Below are 24,900 nucleotides of genomic sequence, written 5' to 3' on the forward strand. Positions count from 1 at the left end.
TTACTCACTCGTACGCAACAAAAGACTGTTTTGAGTAAACACCTCGCGAGTAAATAACCGCTTAACCCTGCGAATAAGGCGTTGGCGCCAAGCAGCAAATCGCGAAATTACAATTCGCGGGCGATTCCCGGCAGCGCCGGCACAAAGCGGACGTCGACCAATTCCTTGCGGTCGAAACCGCTCTGCGTCCGCACCACGCGGACCAGGGTCTGGGTACCCTGATGCGGCCCGACCGGGGCGATCAGGATGCCGCCCGGATCGAGCCGCTCCAGCAGCTTCTCCGGGATCTGCTCCATCGCCGCGGTGACGATGATGCGGTCGAAATCGCCGGCCCCGGCCGGAACGTCGAAGCCGTCGCCGAGCAGCACCTCGATGTTGTAATAGCCCAGCTTTTCGAGGCGCTTGCGGGCACTGTCGGCCAGCGTCCGGTAGCGCTCGATGGTCAGAACCTGTTTGCACAGCCGGGACAGCACGGCCGCCTGATAGCCCGAGCCGGTGCCGATCTCGAGCACGCGGTGGTCCTTCTGCAGCTGCAGCTGCTCGGTCATGTAGGCCACGACGAAAGGCTGGCTGATGGTCTGCCCGCAGGCGATCCCAAGCGCACTGTCGCGGTAGGCCTCGTTGCGATCGCGCGGATCGACGAACACCTCGCGCGGCACCTCCTCCATGGTGCGCAATACCGCCTGATCGCTCACCCCTCGCCGCCGCAGGGTGAGCTGAAACATCATCTTCTCGGTCGGATCGGGCTTCACGGCCATGTTCATCAGCGTCTCTAGGCGGGCAGCGCGGAATCTTGCCCTGGCTTGATGCCATTGAAATCCGAAATACCGCGTTAAGGAAAAATTTCCCGTCACCATTTGTTCCCGGTCAGGAACCAGCAGTCCGATTTCGTGTTGGCGCCCACACGGCAGCTTCCCATATAATCGACAGCAATGCGCGGCTAACGCCCGGGCGCGCCGGGCTCTGGTTGTACGATTTGCACCCGGTCGGAGACTGGACGAATCCTGCGCAACAAAGTCGGTCAGAACGATCCGGCGACGCAGCGTCGCGCGCTGGAAACCGGCTAATTCCCAAACGTTTGCGTTGCGCCTTATAGTGTTATTTGCGAGCCTATTTCAGGGACGGGCAGGGATTCCATCATGACAGCGACACGGCCGGCGGGCTGTTCAGTTTTCCTCGTGGAGGACGAGGTCATGATCCGGATGATGGTCGCCGACATGCTGGAAGAGCTCGGCCATAGCGTCGCGGCCGAGGCCGGCGAGATCGGCGAAGCGGTCAAGCTCGCGCAATCGACCGAATTCGACCTCGCGATCCTGGACGTCAACGTCAATGGCAAGGTGATCACCCCGGTTGCCGAGCTGATCAACGCCCGCAACCGCCCCTTCATCTTCGCGACCGGTTATGGTTCGTCCGGCCTACCCCCGGAGTATCGCGATCGTCCGGCGCTGCAAAAGCCCTTCCAGCTGGAAACGCTGGCGCAGGCAATCTCCAGCGCGATGAAGGGCGCGCCGGTTTAAACCTCACCCGCATTCGTAGCCCGGACGCAGCGAAGCGAAATCCGGGACCGCTCTATGCGTTAGAGATTTCCCCGGATTTCGCTGTGCTTCATCCGGGCTACAGATTCCCCAGCATCACCTCAACGTCGCGGTCAGCGCTTCCGAAAATGCCTCATCGGTGCGGTCGAGCCGCAGCGGCGTCACCGAGACGTAGCGCGCGGCAAGCGCGGCGAGATCGGTGCCTTCGGCCGGCGCATCCATCATCGCCGCGCGCTCGAAGCCGATCCAGAAATACGGATTGCCGCGTCCGTCGTGACGGCGATCGATCTTCAGGAAACCTTGATTGCGCTTGCCCTGCCGTGTGATCCGGATGCCCTTGACGTCATCGGGCATGCAGGACGGGAAGTTGACATTGATGACGGTGTTGCGGGGAACGCCTGCGCCAATCACCTTGCTGATGATGTCGGGTCCGAATTTCAGCGCGGTGTCCCACAGCGGCGCGTTGCGCGTCTCGATCGAAAACTCCTGCGACAACGCAAACGACGGAAAGCCCAGGATGGTGCCTTCCAGCGCGCCGGCGATGGTGCCGGAATAGACCACGTCCTCGGCGACGTTGCGGCCCTTGTTGACGCCGCTCAGCACGAGATCGGGCAGCTTGTCTCCGAGAATATGGCGCGCGCCCATGATGACGCAATCGGTCGGCGTGCCGCGCACCGCGAAGTGACGCGGGCCCACTTCGCGCAGACGCAGCGGATCGTTGAGCGACAGCGAATGCGAGACGCCGGACTGGTCGAGCTCGGGGGCGACGATCCAGACGTCGTCGGACAATGAGCGTGCGATCTGCTCGACGACCTGCAGGCCGGGGGCGTGGATGCCGTCATCATTGGTGCAGAGAATTCGCATCCGTCAAAGTGCCTCTTGTTCCGATTCGACGCCGGTTTCTTGAATTGCGGTTTCTTGAGTTGCGGTGTCTCGAGTTGATTGCCGTCTTAACCGGCTAGGGCCGCGGAGGCAAACCCGGCCCGCGCCATCGCGCCGACGTCACGCGCCACGGATGCACGAATCTACCGCTGCCGGCGATCTTGCGGTCGAACACCGGCCAAGCCGGTCGGGCTGGCCGCCGAACAACGGCGACAATGGACGCCAGCGGCGCTGCCTTGAGTTTTTGGGCCGGCGTCGCCTGACGAGCTTCGGACTTGGGAGCTTCGGACTTGAGGGGCTCAGTCTTCGCAGGTTCAGCTTTGGCGGGTTCGACCTTGGCAGCCTCCGGCTTGGGAGCTTCAGGCTTGGGAGCTTCAGGCTTGGGAGCTTCGACCCTGAGCGATTCAACCTTGGGCGGTTCACTCTTCCGAGCTTCGGGCCTGCGCGGCTCGACCGGCGCAGTCTGGCGAAGCTCCGCTTTGGGGAGCTCAGCCCCGGTGGGTTCGATCTTGCCAGGTGCAGACGTGAGTGCGTTGGGCCTGAGCGGCACAGGCTTCGCGGCCTCAGCCCTCGGGGCTTCGACCTTCCGGGATTCAGGCTTGTGCAGCTCGGGAGCCAAAGCCGCCTGGAGAGGCTCGGGCCTCGGAGCCTTCGGAAGTTCCGATTTGGGGAACTCGGATCTGACGGGTTCAACCTTGCGAGGCTCAAGCTTCGGCGCATCAGGCTTGGGCGTCTCTAGTTTGGGCGGTTCGGGCTTGGGCGGTGGCGCGGGCGCCTCTTCGGCCGGCTTTACGACGGGCACGGCCGCAACCGATTTCGATTTCAGCCTAGCGAGCAGCTCCTCGATCGAGGGCATCGATTCCGCGTCAAACGGAGCCCGCGGCGCGGCCGGCGGCATGGCCCGGACCGGAGGCGGCGGCGGCGACGCGACGGCCGCGGGCGCGGGCAGATCGGCCGGCGCCAAGTGGGCGAACTTGCCGCGCGCGATCTCCAGCGCCTTGTCGAAGTCCGGCCTGTCGATCCAGGCCTTCGATTGCACCTCGGTCACGCGGGCTTCCCACAGGCGCGCGGCCTCGATGTCGTAATAGCCCATCTGCTTCTGATTGATCAGCTGCAGACCGTGGCCGGTGACGGCCCATTGTCGACCAAGCCAGTGGATGTCACGGTGGAGCGGCATCACACTGGCCCTCGCCTCATATGCCGTGCTCGATGACTTTGAGCCCGCCCATATAGGGCTGCAGCACGTCGGGCACCGCGATCGAGCCATCCTGCTGCTGATAGGTCTCCATGACGGCGATCAAGGCGCGCCCGACCGCCGTGCCGGAGCCGTTCAGCGTATGCACGAAGCGCGGCTTGCCGTCGGGGCCGCGATAGCGCGCGTCCATGCGTCGCGCCTGGAAATCCCCGCACACCGAGCAGCTCGAAATCTCGCGATAGGCACCGCCATCGCCCTGCCCCGGCATCCACACCTCGATATCGTAGGTCTTTTGTGCGGAGAAGCCCATGTCGCCGGCGCACAGCGTCATCACCCGATAATGCAGATCGAGCTTCTGCAGCACCTGCTCGGCGCAGGACAGCATGCGCTCGAGCTCATCCTTGCTAGCTTCTGGCGTCGTGATCGACACCAATTCGACTTTCGTGAACTGGTGCTGCCGGATCATGCCGCGCGTATCGCGTCCCGCAGCTCCAGCTTCGGCGCGGAAGCACGGCGTCAGCGCGGTGAGCCGCATCGGCAGCTCTTTTTCGTCGAGGATGGATTCGCGCGCGAGGTTGGTCAGCGAGACTTCCGCGGTCGGAATCAGGCCGAGGCGCTCGCTGCGCAGATCAGCATTCGGCGCCGAGAGCAATTCGCCCTTGATCGCCCAGAACTGATCGTCCTCGAATTTCGGCAACTGGCCGGTGCCGAACATCACGGCGTCGCGCACCAGGAGCGGCGGATTGATCTCGGCATAGCCGTGCTCGCCAGTGTGCAAATCGAGCATGAACTGCCCGATCGCGCGCTCGAGCCGCGCCAGTCCCTTCTTCAGCACGACGAAACGGGCGCCGGACAATTTCGCAGCCGCCTCGAAATCCATATAGCCGAGCGCGGTGCCGAGATCGTCATGCAGCTTCGGCGCAAAGCCGTAGTCGCGCTTCTTGCCGAACACATGGTGCTGGACGTTGCCGTGCTCGTCGGTGCCGTCGGGCACCTCGTCGAGCGGCAAGTTCGGAATTGACGACAACTCTTTCGTCAGCTCGTCGTCAAACGATTTGGCGGCAGCCTCGAGCTCCGGCATCGTGGTCTTGAGCTCGGCGACCTCGGCCATCAGCTTGGCCGCGCGCGCCTCGTCCCTTGCCTTCTTGGCGTCGCCGATCTCCTTCGAGGCCGCATTGCGCCGCGCCTGGGCCTGCTCGGACGCCAGGATCGCCGCACGCCGCTTCTCGTCGATCGCCAGCAGCGACGGCGACAGGGCCCCAAGTCCGCGGCGTTTCAGGCCGGCGTCGAAGGCTGTCGGATTGTCGCGGATCGCTTTGATGTCGTGCATGGCGGGGAGTCCTAACGTCGCGCTTCAAGATAACGTTGCATGTCAACGTTTGCGGCGTGCCTCAACTAGCACAAGTGTCATCGCCCGCGAAGGCGGGCGACCCAGTATTCCAGAGACGTCAGTGCGTCGCCGGGAAGCCGCGGCGTACCGGATACCCCGCCTTCGCGGGGTGTGACGTCCGGATCTGTGACGAAATCACCTACTCGGCCGGATTGGTCGCCGACGGCACGCTCGAGGTAGTGGCCTTCTTCTCCACGATCCCGACCGCGATGATGGCGCCCTCGTAGAGCAAGAGCAGCGGGATCGCGAGCGAGGCCTGGCTCAGCACATCGGGCGGCGTCAGCACGGCGGCGATGATGAAGGCGATCACGATGAAGTAGCGCCGTTTCTCCTTCAGCATCTTCGAGGTGACGATGCCGATGCGGCCGAGCAGCGTCAGGATCACCGGCAGCTGGAACGCGATGCCGAAGGCGAAGATCAGCGACATCATCAGCGAGAGATACTCGCCGACCTTGGGCAGCAACTGGATCTGCGCCGTCTCCGTGCCCGCCGACTGCTGCATGCCGAGCGAAAAGCGGGTCAGCATCGGGAAGACCACGAAATAGACCATCATCGCGCCAAGCACGAAGAACACCGGCGTCGCGATCAGATAGGGCAGGAACGCGTTGCGCTCATGCTTGTAGAGCCCGGGCGCCACGAACTTGTAGATCTGCGTCGCGACGATCGGAAACGAGATGAAGCCGGCGCCGAACAGAGCGAGCTTGAGCTGCGTCAGAAAATATTCGAGCAGCGCAGTATAGATGAATTTGGAATTTTCCGGCCCTGCCACCCAGATGAAGGGCCAGACCAGGACGTTGAATATCTGCTTGGCGAAGAAGAAGCAGATGATGAAAGCGACGCCGAAGCCGAGCAGCGCCTTGATCAGCCGCGAGCGCAGCTCGATCAGGTGATCCATCAAGGGGGCCTTGGAGGCCTCGATGTCTTCGGCGCTCATGACGCCCTCGCGTCCTTGAGCACGTCAGGCTGTGGCGGCGTCTCATCCTGCGCAGGCGCCGGCTCGGGCTTCACCTCGCTGGTGATCGCGAGCGGCTCGCCGGCGGCAGCGTGCGTCTCGGCCTCGACGAAGGTTTCCGGTGTCGGCGGGGCGGGTGTTGTCGGAGTGACCGGTGCGTCGATCGCGGAGGCGACCTGCGCATCGACCGGCTTGTCGATCTGCAGGGCATCGCTGACGTCCTTGTGCAGCGAGGTCATGATGTTGCCGCTGGTGATGCCGGTTGCGGCTTCCCTGACCTCGTCAAAACTCTTCTTGAGGTCGGCCATCTCGGCCTCGCGCATGGCCTCCTGGAACTGGCCCTGGAATTCGGAGGCCATCTTGCGGGCCTTGCCCATCCATTGCCCGACCATGCGCAGCACGCCCGGCAGCTCTTTCGGGCCGATGGCGATCAGCGCGACGACCGCGATGACGACCAGTTCACTCCACCCGATATCGAACATGAATTGTTCCGCCTAAGCGCGCCGCCATCGGCCCCATTGGTCCTAGCAGGATGTGGGGCTGCCGGCGCCTTTTCTCAATCGGCGTCCATAGCGCTTCCGAGCGACGGCGTCACCGTTTCGCGCAAAGAAAAACGTCGAAATATGCGTCAGTACAAGCGCGTTAGACGGCCTTGCTGCCGACATCCTGGCGCGCGGCCGACGGCGCCGCATTGTGGTCGATCGCCTTGGTGGACTCCGGCTTGTCCGCGACCTTGTCGTCGTCCTGCATGCCTTTCTTGAAGGCCTTGATGCCTTGGGCGACGTCACCCATCAGGTCCGAAATCTTGCCGCGTCCGAACAGCAGCAGGACCACTGCGATCACGACGATCCAGTGCCAAATGCTAAGCGAACCCATCCTGCAACCCTCCAGAAATGGCCGGCGGACCGGCCTGAACTTTGCCGGAAGTTAGGCCCGCGGGGTGTCAAAAACAAGGACCTCGGCCGCGGCAAATCGCTGTCGCGGCTACGTAATATTGCTAGGCTTAACCGGGAATATTCCGGGCTATTCGCCCTTCTCCTCGGCGCCGTCGTCATCGCCCGCGTGGTCGATGCGCTCGTCCGGCTCACCAGCGTCAGGTTCGGCCGCGTCCACCTCGGTGGCAACTTCCGCTTCGAGGTCGGTTTCGGCCTCGGCTGTCATTTCGACCTCGGCAGTCCCAACCTCGGCAGCCTCAACCTTGGCAACCGTTTCGCTCTCGATCTTCGGTTCCTCGGCTTCAGGCTCGACGGCCGGCGCGAGCAGCAGTTCCAGCGTATCGCCGGGCTCGAGCGGCTCCTCGTCCTCCCGCAGCGTCGCATCATCCGATGGCGAGGGAACAGAAAAGCCGGTCGGCAGGCGCGAGTCGAGCAGACCGGTGCCCTTCAGCTCCTCGAGTCCCGGCAGGTCGCCGAGCGCTTCCAGGCTGAACTGCGACAGGAAGGCGTCGGTGGTTCCGAAGGTCAACGGACGCCCCGGCGTCTTGCGGCGGCCGCGCGGACGGATCCAGCCGGTCTCCAGCAGCACGTCGATCGTTCCCTTCGACGTGACCACGCCACGAATCTCTTCGATCTCGGCGCGGGTCACCGGCTGGTGATAGGCAACGATCGCCAGCACCTCGATCGCTGCACGCGACAGCTTCCGGGTCTCGGTGCTCTCGCGCGTCATCAGCCACGACAGATCGCTGGCGGTGCGGAACGTCCACTTGTTGGCGACCCGAACCAGGTTGACGCCGCGCGGCGCATATTCTGCCTGCAACTGTGCGAGCGCCGCCTTGATATCGACGCCGTCGGGCATCCGCTTTGCCAGCGTTGCCTGATCGATCGGCTCGGCCGATGCGAACAACAGGGCTTCAAGGAGCCGCAATTCCTCAGGACGCGCTACCGGATGATCCATAGGAGAAACCTCCTCCTCGGGCTCGTCTCTGCGCACTTCCGCCAAGCTTGCCATGGGCTTGCTCTCCTTCTTCCACTTACTCAACCGACAGGTCCGGCGCAGCCATTGCGGCCTGCGCTTGACGCTTTCGGAAATAGATCGGCGCGAACGCCTGCTTCTGGTTGATTTCCATCTCGCCCTCGCGAACCAGTTCGAGGGCAGCAGCGAAGCTCGATGCGAACACCGTGGCCTTCTGCTTGGGATCGGCGACGTAGTTCATCAGGTACTCGTCGAGGCAGCTCCAGTCCTCGGCGAGGCCGACCAGCCGCTCCAGCGAGGCGCGAGCCTCGGCCAGCGACCACACCGTCCGCTTCGCCAGATGCACTGAAGTCAGCACGCGCGACGCGCGCTGCGTCGCATAGGCCGACAGCAGGTCGTACAGGGTCGCGGTGAACTTCGGATGCTTGATCTCGGCGATCGATTCCGGATTGCCGCGCGGGAAGATATCGCGCTGGAACTGCGGCCGGTTCATCAGCCGGTTCGCCGCCTCGCGGATCGCTTCCAAACGGCGCAGCCGGTTGGCGAGCGCGGTCGCCATTTCCTCGGCGCTCGGCCCCTCCGCGCTCGGCGGCTCGGGCAGCAAGAGCCGCGATTTCAGGAAGGCAAGCCAGGCCGCCATCACCAGATAGTCGGCCGCGAGTTCGAGGCGGATCTTGCGCGCCGCCTCGATGAACGAAAGATATTGGTCGGCGAGGGCAAGGATCGAAATCTTCGACAGGTCGACCTTCTGCTGCCGCGCCAGCGTCAACAGCAGGTCGAGCGGGCCCTCATAACCTTCGACGTCGACCACCAGCGCCGGTTCGCCCTCGGCGAGGTCGGCCGGCCGCCCGGTCTCAAACGATAGAATTTCAGCGGTCATGCCGTCCCTACCCGATTCAACAACGCATCCAGTTCAGCCCGTGCCGCCTGCCGGTCGAGCGGCTCAGGCTGCTTCCGCGCGGCGAGCGTCGCCTTGGCCCGCTCAAGCGCCTTGCCGGCCAGTTCCGGCGTCTCCCGCGCGACCTCGCGCATTTCGTCAATATTGCCGTTGCAGTGCAGAACCATGTCGCAACCGGCGCTGACGATGGCGCGGGTCCGCTCGGCAATTGATCCGGCCAGCGCATTCATCGACACGTCATCACTCATCAACAAACCTTGGAACCCGATCAGGCCGCGAATCACCTGTTCGATGATTGTCGCAGAAGTCGTCGCCGGATGGACGGGGTCCAGCGCGCTAAACACAACATGTGCAGTCATCGCCATCGGCAGGTCCGCCAGCGGCCGGAACGCGGCAAAATCGGTCCGTTCCAGCTCATCTCTGGCGGTATCGACCGTCGGAAGGCGAAAATGGCTGTCCGCGGTGGCGCGACCATGGCCGGGAATATGCTTGAGAACCGGCAGCACGCCGCCCTGTTCCAGCCCGTCCGTGACCGCACGGGCGATCGCCGCGACCTTGTCCGGCTCGGTTCCGTAGGCCCGATTGCCGATCACCGCATCTGCGCCTGCCACCGGAACGTCGGCCAACGGCAGGCAATCGACGGTGATTCCAAGATCGATCAGGTCGGCCGCAATCAGCCGTGAGCTGAGCCGGGCCGCCGTCAGGCCGAGCGTCGGGTCGATGTCGTAGAGCGCGCTGAAGCTCGCGCCGGGCGGATAGACCGGCCAATGCGGCGGTCCGAGCCGCTGCACCCGCCCGCCTTCCTGGTCGATCAGGACCGCCGCGTCAGCCATGCCGGCTGCCGACCTGAGTTCCCCAACAAGAGCGGCTACTTGGGCAGGACTCTCGATGTTGCGCTTGAACAGGATGAAGCCCCATGGCCGCTCGGCGCGAATGAATTCGCGTTCAGCGTCGTTGAGGATCAGCCCGGATACGCCCGTGATGAATGCGCGGTTCGTCATTCGGCCGATTAGGCCGTATGCAGCTCACGGGTCAAGGAAACGGCCTTTAATTTCTTTGGATGAGGCACTGCGGCCCACCGGCCGACATCAGGCTCCGGCATAGCTGGTTCGCCTCTTCCGACGACGCGAACGGGCCGGCAAAGGCGCGGTAATAGACTCCCTTCTCGCCGAGATCGACGCGTTTCACCACCAAAGGCTGCGAACCGAGCACGCTGCGATACTTGCCCTGCAGCGTCCGATAGGACGACTGTGCGTCCGCCTCGTTCTTCTGCGACGACACCTGGACCAGATATCCACCGCCACCGCCAACAGAAGCGGTCGTAGTCGACGCCACTCGGGTCTGAGGCGCGGCCGGGGCTGCGTCAGCCTGCCCGGGAACCAGCGACATTGGCGCGTTCGCGCTGGCATTGGCTGCGGCCGGGTTGCCGCGCGACACCTGAGGCTTCGCAGCGGCCGCAGGCTTGCCCGCGGCGGCCGCGGCCTGCGCGCCATCGGGCGAATCGCCCTTGACGGCGAGCGTGCGAACCCTGCGCGGCTCGTTGTTCGGCAGCGTCCCGTTCGCGGTGATCGGCGTCGGTGCCGGCTGCGCCGTCTGCACGGTTGATGCCGGCGGCGGATTCGCATTGGCGTTCAGCGGAGGAAACACGACGCGCGGTCCGGCGGTCTTCGAATTGACGTCGACCGGGGTCTCTTCACGCGACACGATCTTCTCGGTGCCGTCACCCGCTGCCATGCGATCCGGCGTTTTGGCCGGCGCATCGGCCTGGGCCGGGATCACCTTGGTCGGCGTGTTGTCGGCCTTGATGATCGGCGGCTCACCGCTGCGGGGCGAGCCGATATAGGTCCGGTAGGCGTACGCGCCACCGACGCCGAACACGCCAAGCGCCAGCACCGCGGCGACCGCCATCAGGCCACTGCTCCGCCGGCGTGGCTCAGGCTCTTCCTCGTCGGCCTCATACGCATAGGGATCGTCCGGATAGGATGGATCGCGCTGCAGATCCTGTTCGCCCGCTTCCAGCTGACCGTAAAGCGCGTCGTCATAGCGCGACGGATCGTGGCCCTGATCGCCACTCTGATAGGACGGCTCGTCGTCAAAGGCCTCTGGCTGTCGCGGGGGCTCGACCGGCCGATAGGTTGCGACCGGTTCGGGCGCAGGCGGCTGCGCCTGCTGGGCCGCATAGCGGTGCAACGGATGCACCGGCTTCGGCTGGTAGTCCTGTTCGGGCTCTTCGTACTCGGTGTGCTGCACGGGCGGCGGAGCGACGGTCTCCTGCCGCGCGCGCTGCATCCAGGGCGGCGGGCCCGCGGGCGGTGCATCCTCGTCCTCGGCCTGCGGATCATATTGCTGCGGCCGCGCATTGGCGCGCGACTGCAGCGGACGCGGCGGCGGCTTGTTCGCGGAGCCGAATGGATCCGTCTGTCCGATCAGTCGGGCCAGTTCGGCAAGCGGATCGCTCTCGACCTTGGAGGTCGTGTCGGCGGAAAAATGTCGGTCCTGATATCGATCAGCCATCGTGATGATGCATCCCCTTCGGGACAGCGCCAAGATCGCCGGCACAGCCGGTCCGAACGAGTTGGCCCCTGCCAGATGCCCTCACAAATCCCCACTCGTGAGGGCCTAATGCCCCTGCCTACCGCATCTCGGTCGGAGCGTGGACGCCTAGAACAGCTAAGCCCGATGCCAGAACCGAGACGACGCCCTGAACCATTGCCAGTCGCGCCCTCGTGATCTCTGCATCATTATTGATAATGAAGCGTAAATAGGGCAAATCGCGCCCCTTGGTCCACAGCGCATGAAATTCACTGGCCAAATCATATAGATAAAAAGCGATTCGGTGCGGCTCGTGGGCCACCGCGGCAGCTTCGATCATCCGGGGATAGAGCGCAAGCCGCTTGAGCAGGTCGAGCTCGGCCGGGTCGGTCAGGCGTTCGACCGCAGCGTTCCGGAGATAGGCCAGCCGCGCCTCGTCGGTCCCGGGCAGATCTGGAACCGCCTCCTCCCGCGCATTGCGGAAGATCGAATGGCCGCGGGCGTGGCCGTACTGGACGTAGAAGACGGCGTTGTCTTTCGACTGCTCGATCACCTTGGCGAGGTCGAAATCCAGCACCGCGTCGTTCTTGCGGAACAGCATCATGAACCGGACCGCGTCCGAGCCGACTTCGTCGACCACCTCGCGCAGCGTGACGAATTCGCCGGAGCGTTTCGACATCTTCACCGGCTCGCCGTCGCGCAACAGCTTGACGAGCTGCACGATCTTGACGTCGAGCGTCGCTTTGCCGGCAGTCACCGCCTTCACCGCCGCCTGCATCCGCTTGATGTAGCCGCCGTGATCGGCGCCGAACACGTCGATCAGGTTGGTGAAGCCACGCTCGAACTTGTTGCGGTGGTTGGCGATGTCGGACGCGAAATAGGTGTACGAGCCGTCCGACTTGATCAGCGGACGATCGACGTCATCGCCGTAGGCGGTGGCGCGGAACAGCGACTGCTCGCGGTCTTCATAATCCTCGACCGGCTTGCCCTTCGGCGGCGGCAGGCGGCCCTCGTAAATGTCGCCCTTCGCGCGCAGGAAATCGATCGTCTCGGCGACCTTGTTGTTGCCTGCTGTGATCAGCGAGCGCTCCGAGAAGAACACGTCGTGATGGATGTTGAGCGCGGCGAGATCGCCCCTGATCATCTCCATCATCATGGCGATCGCCTTGTCGCGCACGATCGGCAGCCACGCGGCTTCCGTCATGTCGAGCAGCTTCTCGCCGTATTCCTTGGCGAGCGCCTCGCCGACCGGCACGAGGTAGTCGCCGGGATAGAGCCCTTCTGGAATCGCGCCGATATCCTGACCCAACGCTTCGCGGTAACGCAGGAATGCCGAGCGTGCGAGCACGTCGACCTGGGCGCCGGCATCGTTGATGTAATATTCGCGGCAGACGTCGAAGCCCGCGAATTGCAGCAGGCTGCACAGCGCATCGCCGAACACGGCGCCGCGGCAGTGGCCGACATGCATCGGCCCGGTCGGGTTGGCCGAGACGTATTCGACATTGACCTTCTCGGCCTTTCCGATGTCGCTGCGTCCATAGGCCGAGCCGGCGGCCAGCACGGCACGCAGCGCGTCGGCCCAGACCTGCGGCTTCAAGGTCAGGTTGATGAAGCCGGGCCCGGCGACATCGACGGACGCCACCAGCGCGTCGGCACGCAGCCGCTCGGCGATTTTGTCGGCGAGCTCGCGCGGCTTGGCCTTGGCCTCCTTGGCGAGCACCATTGCGGCATTGGTCGCCATGTCTCCGTGGCTGGCATCGCGCGGCGGCTCGACCACGACGCGGGACAGATCGATGCCCGCGGGCCAATTATCCTCGGCAGCGACAGCGGCACAAATCGCGTGCACGCGCGCCAGCATGTCGGCAAAAAGGTGTGGTGTCGCAGGGGTGTCGGCCATGGCAGGGCGCTAACGCAAATCCGGGGTCGAGTCAAAAAGCCTTTGGTGCTCGATCAGGGCGAAACGGTCGGTCATTCCGGCAATGAAATTGCCGATCCGCCTGTTCCGCGCGCTGCCGGTCTCCTGCACGCTCCCCTCGATCCATTCCGCCGGCAGGTCGCCCGGCGATTGCCGGTAGCGCTCAAACAGGTTGCGCACCACCTGCTCGGCCTCCCGCATGACAAGCATCACCCGCCGGTGGCGATACATATGCCGGAACAGGAACGCCTTGATCGCCGCCTCCTGCTCGGCCACCTCGGGCGGAAACGCGATCAGCGGCGCGTTGTGGTGGCGCACGTCCTGGGCCGATTGCGGCTGCGCAACCGCAAGACGCCGGGTCGCCTCGTTGAACACCGCGTTGATGAAATGTGAGATCAGCTCACGCACCAGTTCGGCGCCGCGCCGGACCTCGTCGAGCCCGGGGTAATGGCGATCGATCTCGACGATGATCTCTGATGTCAGCGGCATCTCCTTGAGGTCGTCGACCGCAAACAGACCGGCGCGCAGGCCGTCGTCGATATCGTGAGCGTCATAGGCGATGTCGTCGGCAAAGGCCGCGATCTGCGCCTCGAGCGAGGCATAGCTCCAGAGCTCGAGATCGTAGGTCTGATTGTAGTCGGCGATCCCGATCGGAATGCCGCTGTCGAGATAGCGGCCGGCCGGCGCGCCGTTGCGTTCGGTCAGCGGCCCGTTGTGCTTGACTATACCCTCGAGCGATTCCCAGGTCAGGTTCAGTCCGCCGAACTCTGGATAGCGATGCTCCAGCGAGGTGACGACCCGCAGCGCCTGCGCATTGTGGTCAAAGCCGCCATCATCCTTGAGGCAGTCGTCGAGCGCCCGCTCCCCGGCATGCCCGAACGGCGGATGGCCGAGGTCGTGCGCCAGCGCCAGCGTCTCGGTCAGATCCTCGTCGACCCCAAGCTGGCGCGCCAGCGCGCGGGCGATCTGCGCGACCTCGAGCGAATGGGTCAGCCGGGTGCGGTAGTGATCGCCCTCATGGAAGACGAAGACCTGGGTCTTGTGCTTGAGGCGGCGGAACGCGGTGGAATGGATCACCCGGTCACAGTCGCGCCGGAACGGGCTGCGGGTCCGGCTCGGCGGCTCCGCGACCAGGCGGCCACGGCTGTGGTCGGGGTCGCAGGCATAAGGCGCACGGGGGGCAGCCATTCCGACCGACACGGTATTTTAGTCCTTATCCATTTGATTCCATGGTCCGACGCACTTAACTATGACTGAGGCGGCTGACCAAATGAATTGGGCATGACGCCGAGCATGATCCGATCAAACCATGCTCAAATAGGGTTTCGGAGACCGACATGACTGCTGCCATCACCGTCAGCGAACGGGCCGCCCGCCGCATCGGGCAGATCCTCAGCAAGGAAGGCCAAGGCGCCAAGCTGCGCATTTCGGTCGAGGGCGGCGGCTGCTCCGGTTTCCAGTACAAATTCGACGTCGAGCGCACCCAGGCCGATGACGACCTCGTGATCGAGCGCGACAGCGCGGTGGTGCTGATCGACCCCGCCTCGGTCCCGTTCCTCGCGGGCTCGGAAGTCGACTTTGTCGATGACCTGATCGGCGCCTCGTTCCGCGTCGTCAATCCGAACGCCACCGCGTCCTGCGGCTGCGGCACCAGCTTCTCGATCTGACGCTTCCTCGCCTGACGTGGCTTCTCGACGCCAACCGGTGACCGGTTCGCCGGAGACGCCAACTATTCTGCCGCGACCACCTGCGGGCGCTCGACGTCGCCGCCCGCCTCCGCCTGCGGATCGAGCTTGCGGCGCAGCCTGCGGTCGATGCGGTCGAGATAGATATAGATCACAGGCGTGATGAACAGCGTCAGCAGTTGCGACACGCAGAGGCCGCCGACCACCGCGACGCCGAGCGGCTGACGCAACTCTGCGCCGGCGCCCGCGCCGAGCGCGATCGGCAGCGTGCCGAAGATCGCCGCGAATGTCGTCATCATGATCGGGCGGAAACGCAGCAGCGCAGCCTCGCGGATCGCGTGCTCGGCGCTGAGGCCGACGCGGCGGCGCTCGAGCGCGAAGTCCACCATCATGATCGCGTTCTTCTTCACGATGCCGACCAGCATCACGATGCCGATCATCGCAATCACCGACAGCTCCATCCCGAACAGCATCAGCGTCAGGATCGCACCGATTCCGGCCGACGGCAGGCCCGAGATGATCGTGATTGGGTGGATGAAGCTCTCGTAGAGGATGCCGAGAATCACGAAGGCCGCGAACACGGCGGCGAGGATCAGGACACCCTGCCCGCGCAGCGAGTCCTGGAACACCTGCGCGGTGCCGGAGAACCCGGTCGCAATCGTCGGCGGCAAATTCGCGTTCTGCTCGAGCTCGGTGATCTTGTCGACCGCATAGCCGAGCGAATTGCCGGGCGCGAGATTGAACGAGATCGTCACCGCCGGCTGCTGGCCCTGGTGGTTGATCTGCAACGGTCCGACCGTCGGCACCAGCCGCGCTACCGCATCCAGCGGAATGGTCTGGCCGCTCGCGGTCTTCATGTAGAGCTTCGAGAGATCGGACGGGTCGACGCGGAACTGCGGCTGCACCTCCAGGATAATCTGGTAGTCGTTCGACGGCATGTAGATGGTGCCGACCTGCCGCGAACCATAGGCGTTGTAGAGCTGGTTGCGGACCTGATCGACGGTGACGCCGTAGACCGCCGCCTTCTCGCGGTCGATGTCGACCGTCATCTGCGGGTTCTTGATGTAGAGGTCGGTGGTGACGTCGAGCAGGCCTGGGATCTTCTCGATCTTGTCGCGCATCTCCGGCGCCAGCCGGTACAGCGACTCGGTATCGCCGCTCTGCATCACATACTGATATTGGCTCTTGGAGATGCGCCCGCCGATGTTGAGGTTCTGGACGCTCTGGAAGAACGCCTGCATGCCGGGGATCTCGCGCGCCTTCTGCCTGAGGCGGCCGATCACCACGGTGGCATTGTCGCGGGTCTTCTGCGGCTTCAGCGCTATGAATAGCCGGCCGTAATTGGTGGTCGGATTGGGACCGCCCGAGCCGACGGTGGAATTGATGTAATCGATCGCCGGATCGGTCCGCATCACCTCGACCAGCGCCTGCTGGCGCACCTTCATCGCCTCGAACGAGGTATCGGTCGCCGCCTCCGTCACACCGATCAGGAAGCCGGTATCCTCCTGCGGGAAGAAGCCCTTCGGCACGATCATGTAGAGATAGATGGTGCCGCCGAGCGTCGCGAGCGTCACCACCAGCATCAGGGCTTTCTTGGCCAGCACCCAGTCCAGCGCCCATTCATAGGCGCGCAGCCAGGCCTCGAACATCGCCTCGAACGCCCGCAACACGATGTTCGGACGCTTGGTCGCGTCATGCGCGCGCAGCACGCGGGCGCACAGCATCGGCGTCAAGGTCAGCGACACGAAGCCGGAGACGATGATCGCGACCGAGATCGTGACGGCGAATTCGCGGAACACGCGGCCGACGATGCCGCCCATCAGCAGCACCGGGATGAAGACCGCGATCAGCGAGAAGGTGATCGAGATGATCGTGAAGCCGATCTCGCGGGCGCCCTTCAGCGCCGCCTCGAACGGCTTCATGCCGTGCTCGATATGGCGGACGATGTTCTCCAGCATGACGATGGCGTCGTCGACCACGAAGCCGACCGAGAGCGTCAGCGCCAGTAGCGTCATGTTGTTGATAGAGTAATCCAGCGCGTACATCGCCGCACAAGTTCCGAACAGCGAGATCGGCACCGCGAGCGCCGGGATGAAGGTCGCCGACGCCGAGCGCAGGAACAGGAAGATCACGAGGATCACCAGCGCGATCGCGATCAGCAGGGTCTCCTCGACGTCGCTGACCGCCTGCCGGATCGAGACCGAGCGATCCATCATGACCTGCATCGTCACCGAGGGCGGGATCGCGGCGCGCAGCGAGGGCAATTTCGCCAGCACGGCGTCGACGACGGCCACAGTGTTGGCGTCGGGCTGCTTCTGGATCGCGAGCACGATCGCCCGCTCGTCGTTCATCCAGGTCGCGATCTTGTCGTTCTCGACGCTGTCATAGACCTTGGCGATCTCGTCGAGCCGGACCGGCGAGCCGTTGCGCCAGGCGACGTAGATCTGGCGGTAGTCGGCCGCCTTATCCATCTGGCCGGAGGCCTGCAGCGCGACGTCTTGCTTGGGGCCGTTCAGCGTGCCGACGGGCGTCGAGGAATTGGCGCGCGAGACCGCAGCGCGGATATCCTCCATCGAGACGCCGCGGGCGGCAGCGGCCTCCGGATCGGCCTGGACGCGGATCGCAAATTTCTGCGCGCCGTAGATCAGCACTTGGGCGACGCCCGGCAGCTGCGACAGCGCCTGCCCGATCGTGATGTCGCCATATTCGTTGACCGCCGACAGTGGCAGCGTCGCCGACCCCAGCGAGACGAACAGCACCGGGAAGTCGGCCGGGTTCACCTTCCGGAAGCTCGGCGGAATCGTCATCTCGATCGGCAGCCGGCGCTGCGCGATCGTCAACGCCGTCTGCACGTCGAGCGCGGCGGCATCGATGTTGCGGTTGAGGTCGAACTGGATGGTGATGACGCTCGTGCCCTGCGAGGAGTTCGAGGACATCGAGGAGATGCCGGCAATGGTCGAGAGCTGACGCTCGATGATGCCGGCGACCGAGGCCGCCATGGTGTCGGCGCTGGCGCCCGGCAGGGTCGCGGTAACCGCGATGGTCGGGAAGTCCACCTTGGGCAGCGCCGAGACCGGCAGCAGGCGGAAGCCGAACACGCCGAATGCGATGATCGACGCCGTGATCAGCGTCGTCATGACCGGGCGGCGGATGCAGAGCTCGGAGAGCGTCATCAGTCAGGCTCCGGCCTTGCGCGCCCGCAGCTCGACCCGCGATCCCTCCGACAGCAGCAGCTGGCCATCGACGACGATGCTTTCATCGCCCGCCAATCCGTCAGAGATCACCGAGGTGCCCTGGAAGGTGCGATCGACCTTCACCGGCCGGGCCTTGGCGACGCCGTCCTGGACGACGAAAACGAAATTGCCGTTCTGGCTGCGCTGGACCGCGACCGTGGGCACCACGACCGCGTCTTCGCTGCGGATGATCAGCTTGGTCTGCACGATGGTGCCGGGCCACAGCGTCTCGCTCGCATTGTTCATGATGCCGCGCACGGTAACCATGCCGGTGGTCGCATCGACGGCGTTTTCGACCATCGCGACCTTGCCTCTCTCGGAACGCTGATGGCCGGGAATGGTCGCGATCACCTTGGGATCGTCCTTCCCCATGGCGTCGCGCAGATCGACCAGCGCACGCTGAGGAATGGCGAAGGTGACATAGACCGGCGCCATCTGGTTGATGACGGCCAACGGCTGGGTGTCGGCGGGGCGGACGAAATTCCCGACCTTGACGTTGGCGGCGCTGATCCGCCCCGCGAACGGTGCGCGGATCACGGTGTAGCTCTTCTGGACGCGGAGGTTTTCCAGCGCGAACTGGTCGGCCTTGATGGTGCCGATCAGGACGTCGGACTGGGTCTTGGCGTTGTCGAGGTTGACCTGCGTGGTCGCGCCCTTGCCGACCAGCTCGGTGTAGCGGCGCAGGTCGCGCTGCGCGCCCTCGAGTTGGGCCTGGTCGCGGGCCAGGACGCCCTCGGCCTGCTCGATCTGGGCGTCGATCTGCCGCGCGTCGAGCATGAACAACAGGTCGCCCTCATTGACCTTGGCGCCGTCCTCGAAATGGACCGAGATGATGGTGGTCTCCAGCCGCGACTTCAACGCCACGCTTGAGATCGGCGTGACCGTTCCGATCGCGTCGACATCCACCGGCACCGACCTGCGTTCGGCCTTGGCGAGATCCACCGAAACCACGCGCGGCCGCGGCGTCCCCTGCGCGGTGACGGCACCGCCACCCATCCATGAAGTGCGGGTCATGTAAGCCGCCCCAGCCGCAATGCCGAGAACAGCGACAGTCAGAACCAAATTGCGTTTTCTCATACCTCTCGCACGTGCGCCGCCCGCTTCCCTCAGGGCCGGGACGCATCGCAACTCCCCCATCGGCAATTGTTACGCCTTGTTTCCGGAGAGGGTTAGCACAGGCGGTTCGCCCATGGTATGCCACCTAAGTAAAATCCTGCGGCTTCAATCCGGTCACTTGCATGCGCATCGCTACGTGGAACGTCAACTCGGTCCGGCAACGGATCGAACTTCTGGTCGCCTGGCTGAAGGAGTGTTCCCCCGACATCGTCTGCCTGCAGGAGATCAAATGCGTCGACGACGCGTTTCCGCGGCTCGAGGTCGAGGCGCTCGGATATAATGTCGTCACCCACGGCCAGAAGACCTTCAATGGCGTCGCGCTGCTCTCCAAGCTGCCATTCGACGAGACCAAGTCGGGCCTCGCCGGCGACGACGAGGACGCACATGCTCGCTTCCTCGAAGGCGTCGTCACGCTGAAACAGGGCGTGGTGCGGGTCGCGTGCCTTTACCTGCCCAACGGCAACCCCGCCAACACCGACAAATATCCGTACAAGCTCAAATGGATGTCGCGGCTTCTTGAGTACACGCGGGAACGGCTTAAGGCCGAGGAGCCGCTGATCCTGGCCGGCGACTTCAACGTCATTCCGGCGGCCCGCGACGTCTACAATCCGGCCGCCTGGGCCGACGATGCCCTGTTCCGCCCTGCGACCCGCGAGGCCTTCCAGTCGCTGCTCGGCCTCGGCCTCACCGATGCGCTGCGCGCGGTCAATGACGAGCCGGGCCAGTACACCTTCTGGGACTACCAGGCCGGCGCCTGGCAGAAGAACTGGGGCCTGCGCATCGACCATCTGCTGATGTCGCCGCAGGCCAGCGACCGGCTGATCGATGTTGGAATCGACAGCTATGTCCGCGCCTGGGAGAAGCCGTCCGACCATGTCCCAGTCTGGGCCGATCTCGATTTCGAGACCGCCTGAGCCCGCCGGCCGCGGGGAATATCAATCCCGGCGGCCTCTAATCGCGACGGCCCTGCACCCAATGCTCGAGCATCTGCAGTGCCATCGCGCGGTCGTCTTCGGATGCCTTGGCGATCGCCCGGTTGTAGCTTTCCTTGATCCAGGCCTCTTCCGGCGTCGCGCTGTCGCGCGCCAGGGTCAGCCACATCAGGCCACGGGCCCGCTGCGGCGGCAGCCGGTCGCCGTTGAACAGCATCTGGCCGAGCAGCGCCTGCGCCTGGTGCTGGCCCTTCTGGGCGGCGAGCCCGAGCCAGCGTGCGCCATAGCGGAAATCGTCCCGCGAGGCGTCCGGCGTCTTCAGGTACAGCCGGGCAAGGTCGTACTGGGCATCGGCATTGCCGAAATAGGACGCGGCATAGGAGAACATCTCCCGCGCCCGTTCGGTGTCCGCCTTGACCTTGGAATTGGGAATGCCGCTCAGATAATAGCGGCCGAGCGCCACGAAGGCGTTGGCCACGATCGAGGCCTGCGGCGCCGACGGCGAATCCTCGGCATGCGCATTGGCGATCCGGCTGAAATACTCGAAGGCGCGCATGTCGTCCTGGATGACGCCGTCGCCCTCGGCGTACATCTTGCCGAGCTTCCACTGCGCCACGGGGTGACCGCCCTCGGCCTGGTACTGCAGCGTGCTGAAGGAGGAGGTCGGCGAGGTCGCCGCAGGGGCAACCGGCGTGGCGGCCCGCTTCAGCGCACCGGCCGTGCCGGGCTGCGGAGCGACCACCGGAAGAACGGTATCCTGGGGGCTGACCGGGGCGCCGTCGAATCCGAATCCGGGGCCTGCCACCGGAATGGCCCCTAACGCAAACGCAAATATCGCACGCTTAAACGTCCGCATAACACTGTTTCTCGTACGCGCCACCCGGATGGGTGACTGCGCCATCCACCGCCGGCCCCACTTGCTCGGCGTACTTCCACAGCGCACCAGATGTATGGTTCGTCGCGCGAGGGGCCCATTTGGTCTTACGATTTGCGAGTTCGGCGTCGCTCAAATTTACGTTAAGGGTGCCGGCGACCGCATCGATCTCGATGATGTCGCCGTCTTGCAACAACCCGATCGGCCCGCCGACGGCCGCTTCGGGTCCAATATGTCCGATGCAGAAGCCACGGGTGGCGCCGGAGAACCGGCCATCGGTGATCAGGGCAATCTTGCCGCCCATCCCCTGCCCGGTCAGCGCCGCCGTGGTCGCCAGCATCTCCCGCATCCCGGGACCGCCCTTCGGCCCCTCGTAGCGGATCACAATCACTTCGCCTTCCTTGTAGGTGCGCTTCTGCACCGCCTCGAAGGCGTCTTCCTCGCGGTCGAAGCACCGGGCCGGACCGGTAAACTTCAGGTTGGACATTCCCGCGACCTTCACGATCGCACCCTCCGGAGCGAGATTACCCTTCAGTCCGACAACGCCACCTGTGACGGTGATCGGATTGTCGGCGGGCCGCACCACGTCCTGGTGCGGATTCCATTTCACGCTTTTGAGGTTTTCGGCGATCGTTCGGCCAGTGACGGTCAGGCAATTCCCGTGCAGGTGGCCATTGTCGAGCAGCGTTTTCATCAGCAGCGGAATGCCGCCAACTTCAAACATGTCTTTGGCAACATAACGGCCGCCCGGCTTCAAATCCGCGACGTAAGGAGTCTTTTTGAAGATTTCGGCAACGTCGAACAAATTGAATTTAATACCGCACTCATGGGCGATCGCCGGCAGGTGCAGCGCAGCATTGGTCGAACCACCTGAGGCTGCAACCACGGCCGCAGCATTTTCAAGGGCTTCCCGGGTGACGATGTCGCGGGGCCGGATGTTTTTCTCGATCAGCTCCATCACCTTCTCTCCGGCGGCGGAGCAGAAGGCGTCGCGGATCTCGTAAGGCGCCGGAGCCCCGGCCGAATACGGCAGCGCGAGGCCGATCGCCTCGGAGACGGTCGCCATGGTGTTGGCGGTGAACTGAGCGCCGCAGGCGCCGGCCGACGGGCACGCCACCCGCTCGATCTCGTCGAGGTCCTCGTCCGACATGGCGCCGACCGAGTGCTTGCCGACCGCCTCGAACATGTCCTGCACGGTCACCGGCTGCCCGCGGAAGTTGCCGGGCAAAATCGAGCCGCCATAGATGAAGATCGAGGGCACGTTGAGCCGGACCATCGCCATCATCATGCCCGGCAGCGACTTGTCGCAGCCGGCGAGCCCGACCAGCGCATCATAGGAGTGACCGCGCACGGTCAGCTCGACCGAATCGGCGATGCATTCCCGCGACGGCAGCGACGAGCGCATGCCGTCATGGCCCATCGCGATGCCGTCGGTCACGGTGATGGTGCAGAACTCGCGCGGCGTGCCGCCGGCGGACGCCACGCCCTTCTTCACCGCCTGCGCCTGGCGCATCAGCGAGATGTTGCAGGGGGCTGCTTCATTCCAACATGAAGCAACGCCGACAAATGGTTGATGAATCTGGATTGTCGTCAGCCCCATCGCATAGAGATAAGACCGATGCGGTGCGCGCTGGGGCCCTTCCGTCACGTGACGGCTCGGCAGCCTGCCCTTGATGTTCGTTTTGGCGTCCATCGCGACCCTGTTCCCTCCAACAACGCCGGAACCGATCAAAAGTCCCGTCGTCGCGAGCGCTGGCTATTCAGCTAGGTGAATATCCTTTCATGTCAGGGTGTGGCCAAAAAGCGGCGCGACTGCGGACCGCCTGTATTTAGGGTTAAATGTCGATTCACTGTTGCGACGACGCAACAATCGTGGCTCCCGGGCAACCATGTATTATCGGTCCTTATGGGAACCTGACACGCACCTTAAGTTTCCGCATAGCTAAGTAGCTCGCATTAGTTGTGTCTTGATTGCCGCCCTCTCCCCGAACAGAGGGCGCAGGGAAAGCCGGGTGCCGATCGCACGCACGCAGTTGCAATTCGGATGAAGAGAAATGTTTTTGCCGCGGGGGTTTGCATAATGCGGCACAATGGATTCCGGGCTCGTGCTTCGCACGCCCCGGAATGACGATGGAGTCGCTACTCGGCCGCCAGCTTCGGCGGTGCCGGAGGCGCCCAGCACTCGACACGATTCCGGCCGTGCTCCTTGGCCAGGTAGAGCGCGGCATCGGCGGCCTTCATCAGCGCCTCGATCCCGGGCATGCTGGTGAGGGCCTCGGCAACGCCGATGCTCACCGTCAGCGGCACAGGACGATCATCCGCCCCCAACTTCAATCCTTCCGCCCTCTTGCGAATGCGCTCGGCGACTGTCCGGGCGCGCGACAACGTCGTTTCCGGCAGCAGAACCGCGAACTCCTCGCCTCCGACACGGCCGACAACGTCGGACTTGCGCTTGCCGCGTGTGCAAATCTCGGCGACGGCCTTGATGGCCTCGTCGCCGGCCGCATGACCGAGCCGGTCATTGATGCTCTTGAAGTAGTCGATATCGACCATCAGGACGGAGACGGAGCGATAGTAGCGCTGGAACCGGCTCCACTCTGCATCCAGCGTCGTCAGGAAGTGCCTGCGGTTGAACAGTCCGGTGAGCGGATCGGTGGTCGCGAGCACCTCGAGCTGTCGCGCATTACCGACAAGATCGGTCACGTCGACAAAGGTCAGCATCCGGCCGCCGTTTGCCATGGTCGAGCAATGGATCCTGATATTGCGGCCATCAGGCGTCTGGACGTCGCGCTTGTGATCGCCCGCCTTGATCTCGGCGATCCGCTTCGCCGGAAAGGCTTTGATTTGCTCCGGGGTCGAGCCGGTCGGGACTGCCCGGCGGCTGCGCGTGAGAAGCGTGACGTACGCCGGATGCCGCGCAACCTCCTCCTCGCTCACCTCCCAGAATTCTCGCATGCGCCGGTTGAGGAAAATCACATTGAGATCGCGATCAAGCAGGACGACGCCGTCCTCCACGTTCTCGAGGGCGCCGGTCAGCACCTTCAACTTGTCCGATGCGCGCACGATGTCGGTCACGGGCGTGTAGCTCATCATCCGGCCGCCATCGGGCAGCGGCGTGCATTGACACCGAACCACATCGCCATTGCTGCGCCTGAGATCGATCGGGTTTGCATCGCCGACACTCACGAGGCGGACGCGTTCGGCAACATAGGCTTGAAGCTGCTCAGCCGGCAGCTCATAGGCCATGGTCTTGCAGCCGTGATGCATCAGATCGGTGAAGCTGGGATTGCGGTCGGCCACCGCGTCCGGAAGCTGCCACATGTTCCGGAACGCGCGGTTGATGAACAGGGCTTTCAGCTCCGCGTCCAAAAGCAGGATGCCGACCGGGATCTGATCGAGCGCCGCGCGCAGCGCCAGCATGTGCCCGCGCAGAATATCGCCGCTGCGCCGCTCCGGAATGGCTGATGGCGCAGCAGCGGCAGGCACGACTGCTGCTGGCGCGGGTGCCGCAGCATTCGCCTGCTGCGCCTCGAACACCAGGCCGAGCTGGCGGTCCGATTGCCACAACCGTTTGCATGGCCTCACCTGATTGGTACCGACAATCAACAGTTGGACCTGGTCGGGAATGCCAACGACGCTTTCGAGTTCCACGGTCGCTCCCGTATCGGTGAGCTGCCGGACCGTGCAATCGAAGGCCGACCGACCGAAATTGAAGACGATCTTTCCGGCCAAAAACGTTCGGCCGCGGGAAGCTGACACCTGTCCGGACATGGCGAGACGCACCTGGAGCAATTGCGAGCCCCCTCACATCAGCATGTTTGAGTCACCAAGGCGTGAACGCTTTCGAGGG

At 64.3% G+C, this 24,900-nt stretch carries 20 protein-coding genes and 1 pseudogene; 3 read left to right on the top strand and 18 right to left on the bottom strand.

Going from position 1 to position 24,900, the window contains the following annotated elements:
- Nucleotides 1–107: 107 nt before the first annotated feature.
- Complete coding sequence (locus HU230_RS13705; RefSeq protein ID WP_176531206.1) at nucleotides 108–764, bottom strand: protein-L-isoaspartate(D-aspartate) O-methyltransferase; 657 nt, start codon at nucleotides 762–764, stop codon at nucleotides 108–110.
- 375 nt (nucleotides 765–1,139) lie between these two features.
- Here HU230_RS13705 and HU230_RS13710 point away from each other — a divergent pair, with 375 nt between their 5' ends.
- Nucleotides 1,140–1,517 carry a response regulator gene (locus HU230_RS13710; RefSeq protein WP_173643453.1) on the top strand — a complete coding sequence of 126 codons (378 nt, stop codon included), beginning with the start codon at nucleotides 1,140–1,142 and terminating at the stop codon, nucleotides 1,515–1,517.
- Between the two features lie 114 nt (nucleotides 1,518–1,631).
- Here the strand turns inward: HU230_RS13710 and surE are convergent, their stop codons facing one another.
- The 12 genes and pseudogenes from surE to HU230_RS13770 all read right to left on the bottom strand — a co-directional run bounded on the left by surE (nucleotide 1,632) and on the right by HU230_RS13770 (nucleotide 14,410).
- Nucleotides 1,632–2,399, bottom strand: a complete 768-nt coding sequence (surE, locus tag HU230_RS13715; protein ID WP_176531205.1) for a 5'/3'-nucleotidase SurE — start codon at nucleotides 2,397–2,399, stop codon at nucleotides 1,632–1,634.
- Nucleotides 2,400–2,493: 94 nt separating this feature from the next.
- Nucleotides 2,494–3,510 carry a hypothetical protein gene (locus HU230_RS13720; protein WP_176531204.1) on the bottom strand — a complete coding sequence of 339 codons (1,017 nt, stop codon included), beginning with the start codon at nucleotides 3,508–3,510 and terminating at the stop codon, nucleotides 2,494–2,496.
- Between the two features lie 100 nt (nucleotides 3,511–3,610).
- On the bottom strand, nucleotides 3,611–4,942 hold the full coding sequence (gene serS / locus HU230_RS13725) for a serine--tRNA ligase (protein ID WP_176531203.1): 1,332 nt from the start codon (nucleotides 4,940–4,942) through the stop codon (nucleotides 3,611–3,613).
- Between the two features lie 199 nt (nucleotides 4,943–5,141).
- Nucleotides 5,142–5,936, bottom strand: coding sequence for a twin-arginine translocase subunit TatC (tatC, locus tag HU230_RS13730; protein ID WP_176531202.1), 795 nt, complete (start codon nucleotides 5,934–5,936; stop codon nucleotides 5,142–5,144).
- Entirely contained in the window at nucleotides 5,933–6,436 is a 504-nt protein-coding gene (gene tatB / locus HU230_RS13735) for a Sec-independent protein translocase protein TatB (protein WP_176531201.1), read from the bottom strand. The genes tatC and tatB overlap by 4 nt, the downstream gene beginning before the upstream one ends.
- 160 nt (nucleotides 6,437–6,596) lie before the next feature.
- Entirely contained in the window at nucleotides 6,597–6,830 is a 234-nt protein-coding gene (locus tag HU230_RS13740) for a twin-arginine translocase TatA/TatE family subunit (RefSeq protein WP_050400528.1), read from the bottom strand.
- A gap of 372 nt (nucleotides 6,831–7,202) precedes the next feature.
- Nucleotides 7,203–7,901: pseudogene (gene scpB, locus HU230_RS13745) on the bottom strand (SMC-Scp complex subunit ScpB); the annotation flags it as partial.
- A gap of 22 nt (nucleotides 7,902–7,923) precedes the next feature.
- Nucleotides 7,924–8,745, bottom strand: a complete 822-nt coding sequence (locus HU230_RS13750; RefSeq protein WP_092113984.1) for a segregation and condensation protein A — start codon at nucleotides 8,743–8,745, stop codon at nucleotides 7,924–7,926.
- Entirely contained in the window at nucleotides 8,742–9,764 is a 1,023-nt protein-coding gene (nagZ, locus tag HU230_RS13755; protein WP_176531199.1) for a beta-N-acetylhexosaminidase, read from the bottom strand. The genes HU230_RS13750 and nagZ overlap by 4 nt, the downstream gene beginning before the upstream one ends.
- Nucleotides 9,765–9,810: 46 nt before the next feature.
- Complete coding sequence (locus HU230_RS13760) at nucleotides 9,811–11,277, bottom strand: SPOR domain-containing protein (protein ID WP_176531198.1); 1,467 nt, start codon at nucleotides 11,275–11,277, stop codon at nucleotides 9,811–9,813.
- Nucleotides 11,278–11,395: 118 nt separating this feature from the next.
- The gene (argS, locus tag HU230_RS13765) at nucleotides 11,396–13,192 is read right to left on the bottom strand and encodes an arginine--tRNA ligase (RefSeq protein WP_176531197.1); all 1,797 of its coding nucleotides are present in this window, start codon (nucleotides 13,190–13,192) and stop codon (nucleotides 11,396–11,398) included.
- A 9-nt stretch (nucleotides 13,193–13,201) separates the two neighbouring features.
- A complete protein-coding gene (locus HU230_RS13770) occupies nucleotides 13,202–14,410 on the bottom strand; it encodes a deoxyguanosinetriphosphate triphosphohydrolase (protein ID WP_176531196.1) in 1,209 nt (402 codons plus the stop codon).
- A 137-nt stretch (nucleotides 14,411–14,547) separates the two neighbouring features.
- Here HU230_RS13770 and erpA point away from each other — a divergent pair, with 137 nt between their 5' ends.
- Nucleotides 14,548–14,877, top strand: coding sequence for an iron-sulfur cluster insertion protein ErpA (gene erpA / locus HU230_RS13775; protein ID WP_176531195.1), 330 nt, complete (start codon nucleotides 14,548–14,550; stop codon nucleotides 14,875–14,877).
- A 62-nt stretch (nucleotides 14,878–14,939) separates the two neighbouring features.
- On the opposite strand, the gene HU230_RS13780 is transcribed toward erpA, so the two are convergent.
- Together HU230_RS13780 and HU230_RS13785 are read right to left on the bottom strand one after the other, a co-directional pair.
- Nucleotides 14,940–18,068: an efflux RND transporter permease subunit gene (locus HU230_RS13780; RefSeq protein WP_176531194.1), complete on the bottom strand. Its 3,129-nt coding sequence runs from the start codon at nucleotides 18,066–18,068 to the stop codon at nucleotides 14,940–14,942.
- Between the two features lie 3 nt (nucleotides 18,069–18,071).
- On the bottom strand, nucleotides 18,072–19,205 hold the full coding sequence (locus HU230_RS13785; protein ID WP_176531193.1) for an efflux RND transporter periplasmic adaptor subunit: 1,134 nt from the start codon (nucleotides 19,203–19,205) through the stop codon (nucleotides 18,072–18,074).
- A gap of 161 nt (nucleotides 19,206–19,366) precedes the next feature.
- On the opposite strand from HU230_RS13785, the gene xth reads away from it, so the two are divergent.
- Nucleotides 19,367–20,158 (top strand): exodeoxyribonuclease III, encoded by a 792-nt coding sequence (xth, locus tag HU230_RS13790; protein ID WP_176531192.1) that lies wholly within the window; start codon nucleotides 19,367–19,369, stop codon nucleotides 20,156–20,158.
- 37 nt (nucleotides 20,159–20,195) lie between these two features.
- On the opposite strand, the gene HU230_RS13795 is transcribed toward xth, so the two are convergent.
- From HU230_RS13795 to HU230_RS13805, 3 genes are all read right to left on the bottom strand, one after another.
- Nucleotides 20,196–21,032: a tetratricopeptide repeat protein gene (locus HU230_RS13795; protein WP_176531191.1), complete on the bottom strand. Its 837-nt coding sequence runs from the start codon at nucleotides 21,030–21,032 to the stop codon at nucleotides 20,196–20,198.
- Nucleotides 21,019–22,743, bottom strand: a complete 1,725-nt coding sequence (gene ilvD / locus HU230_RS13800) for a dihydroxy-acid dehydratase (RefSeq protein WP_176535030.1) — start codon at nucleotides 22,741–22,743, stop codon at nucleotides 21,019–21,021. The genes HU230_RS13795 and ilvD overlap by 14 nt, the downstream gene beginning before the upstream one ends.
- A 446-nt stretch (nucleotides 22,744–23,189) precedes the next feature.
- Nucleotides 23,190–24,701, bottom strand: a complete 1,512-nt coding sequence (locus HU230_RS13805) for a sensor domain-containing diguanylate cyclase (RefSeq protein WP_224943264.1) — start codon at nucleotides 24,699–24,701, stop codon at nucleotides 23,190–23,192.
- Nucleotides 24,702–24,900 lie beyond the last annotated feature (199 nt).

Source organism: Bradyrhizobium quebecense (assembly GCF_013373795.3).
GTDB classification, from domain to species: domain Bacteria; phylum Pseudomonadota; class Alphaproteobacteria; order Rhizobiales; family Xanthobacteraceae; genus Bradyrhizobium; species Bradyrhizobium quebecense.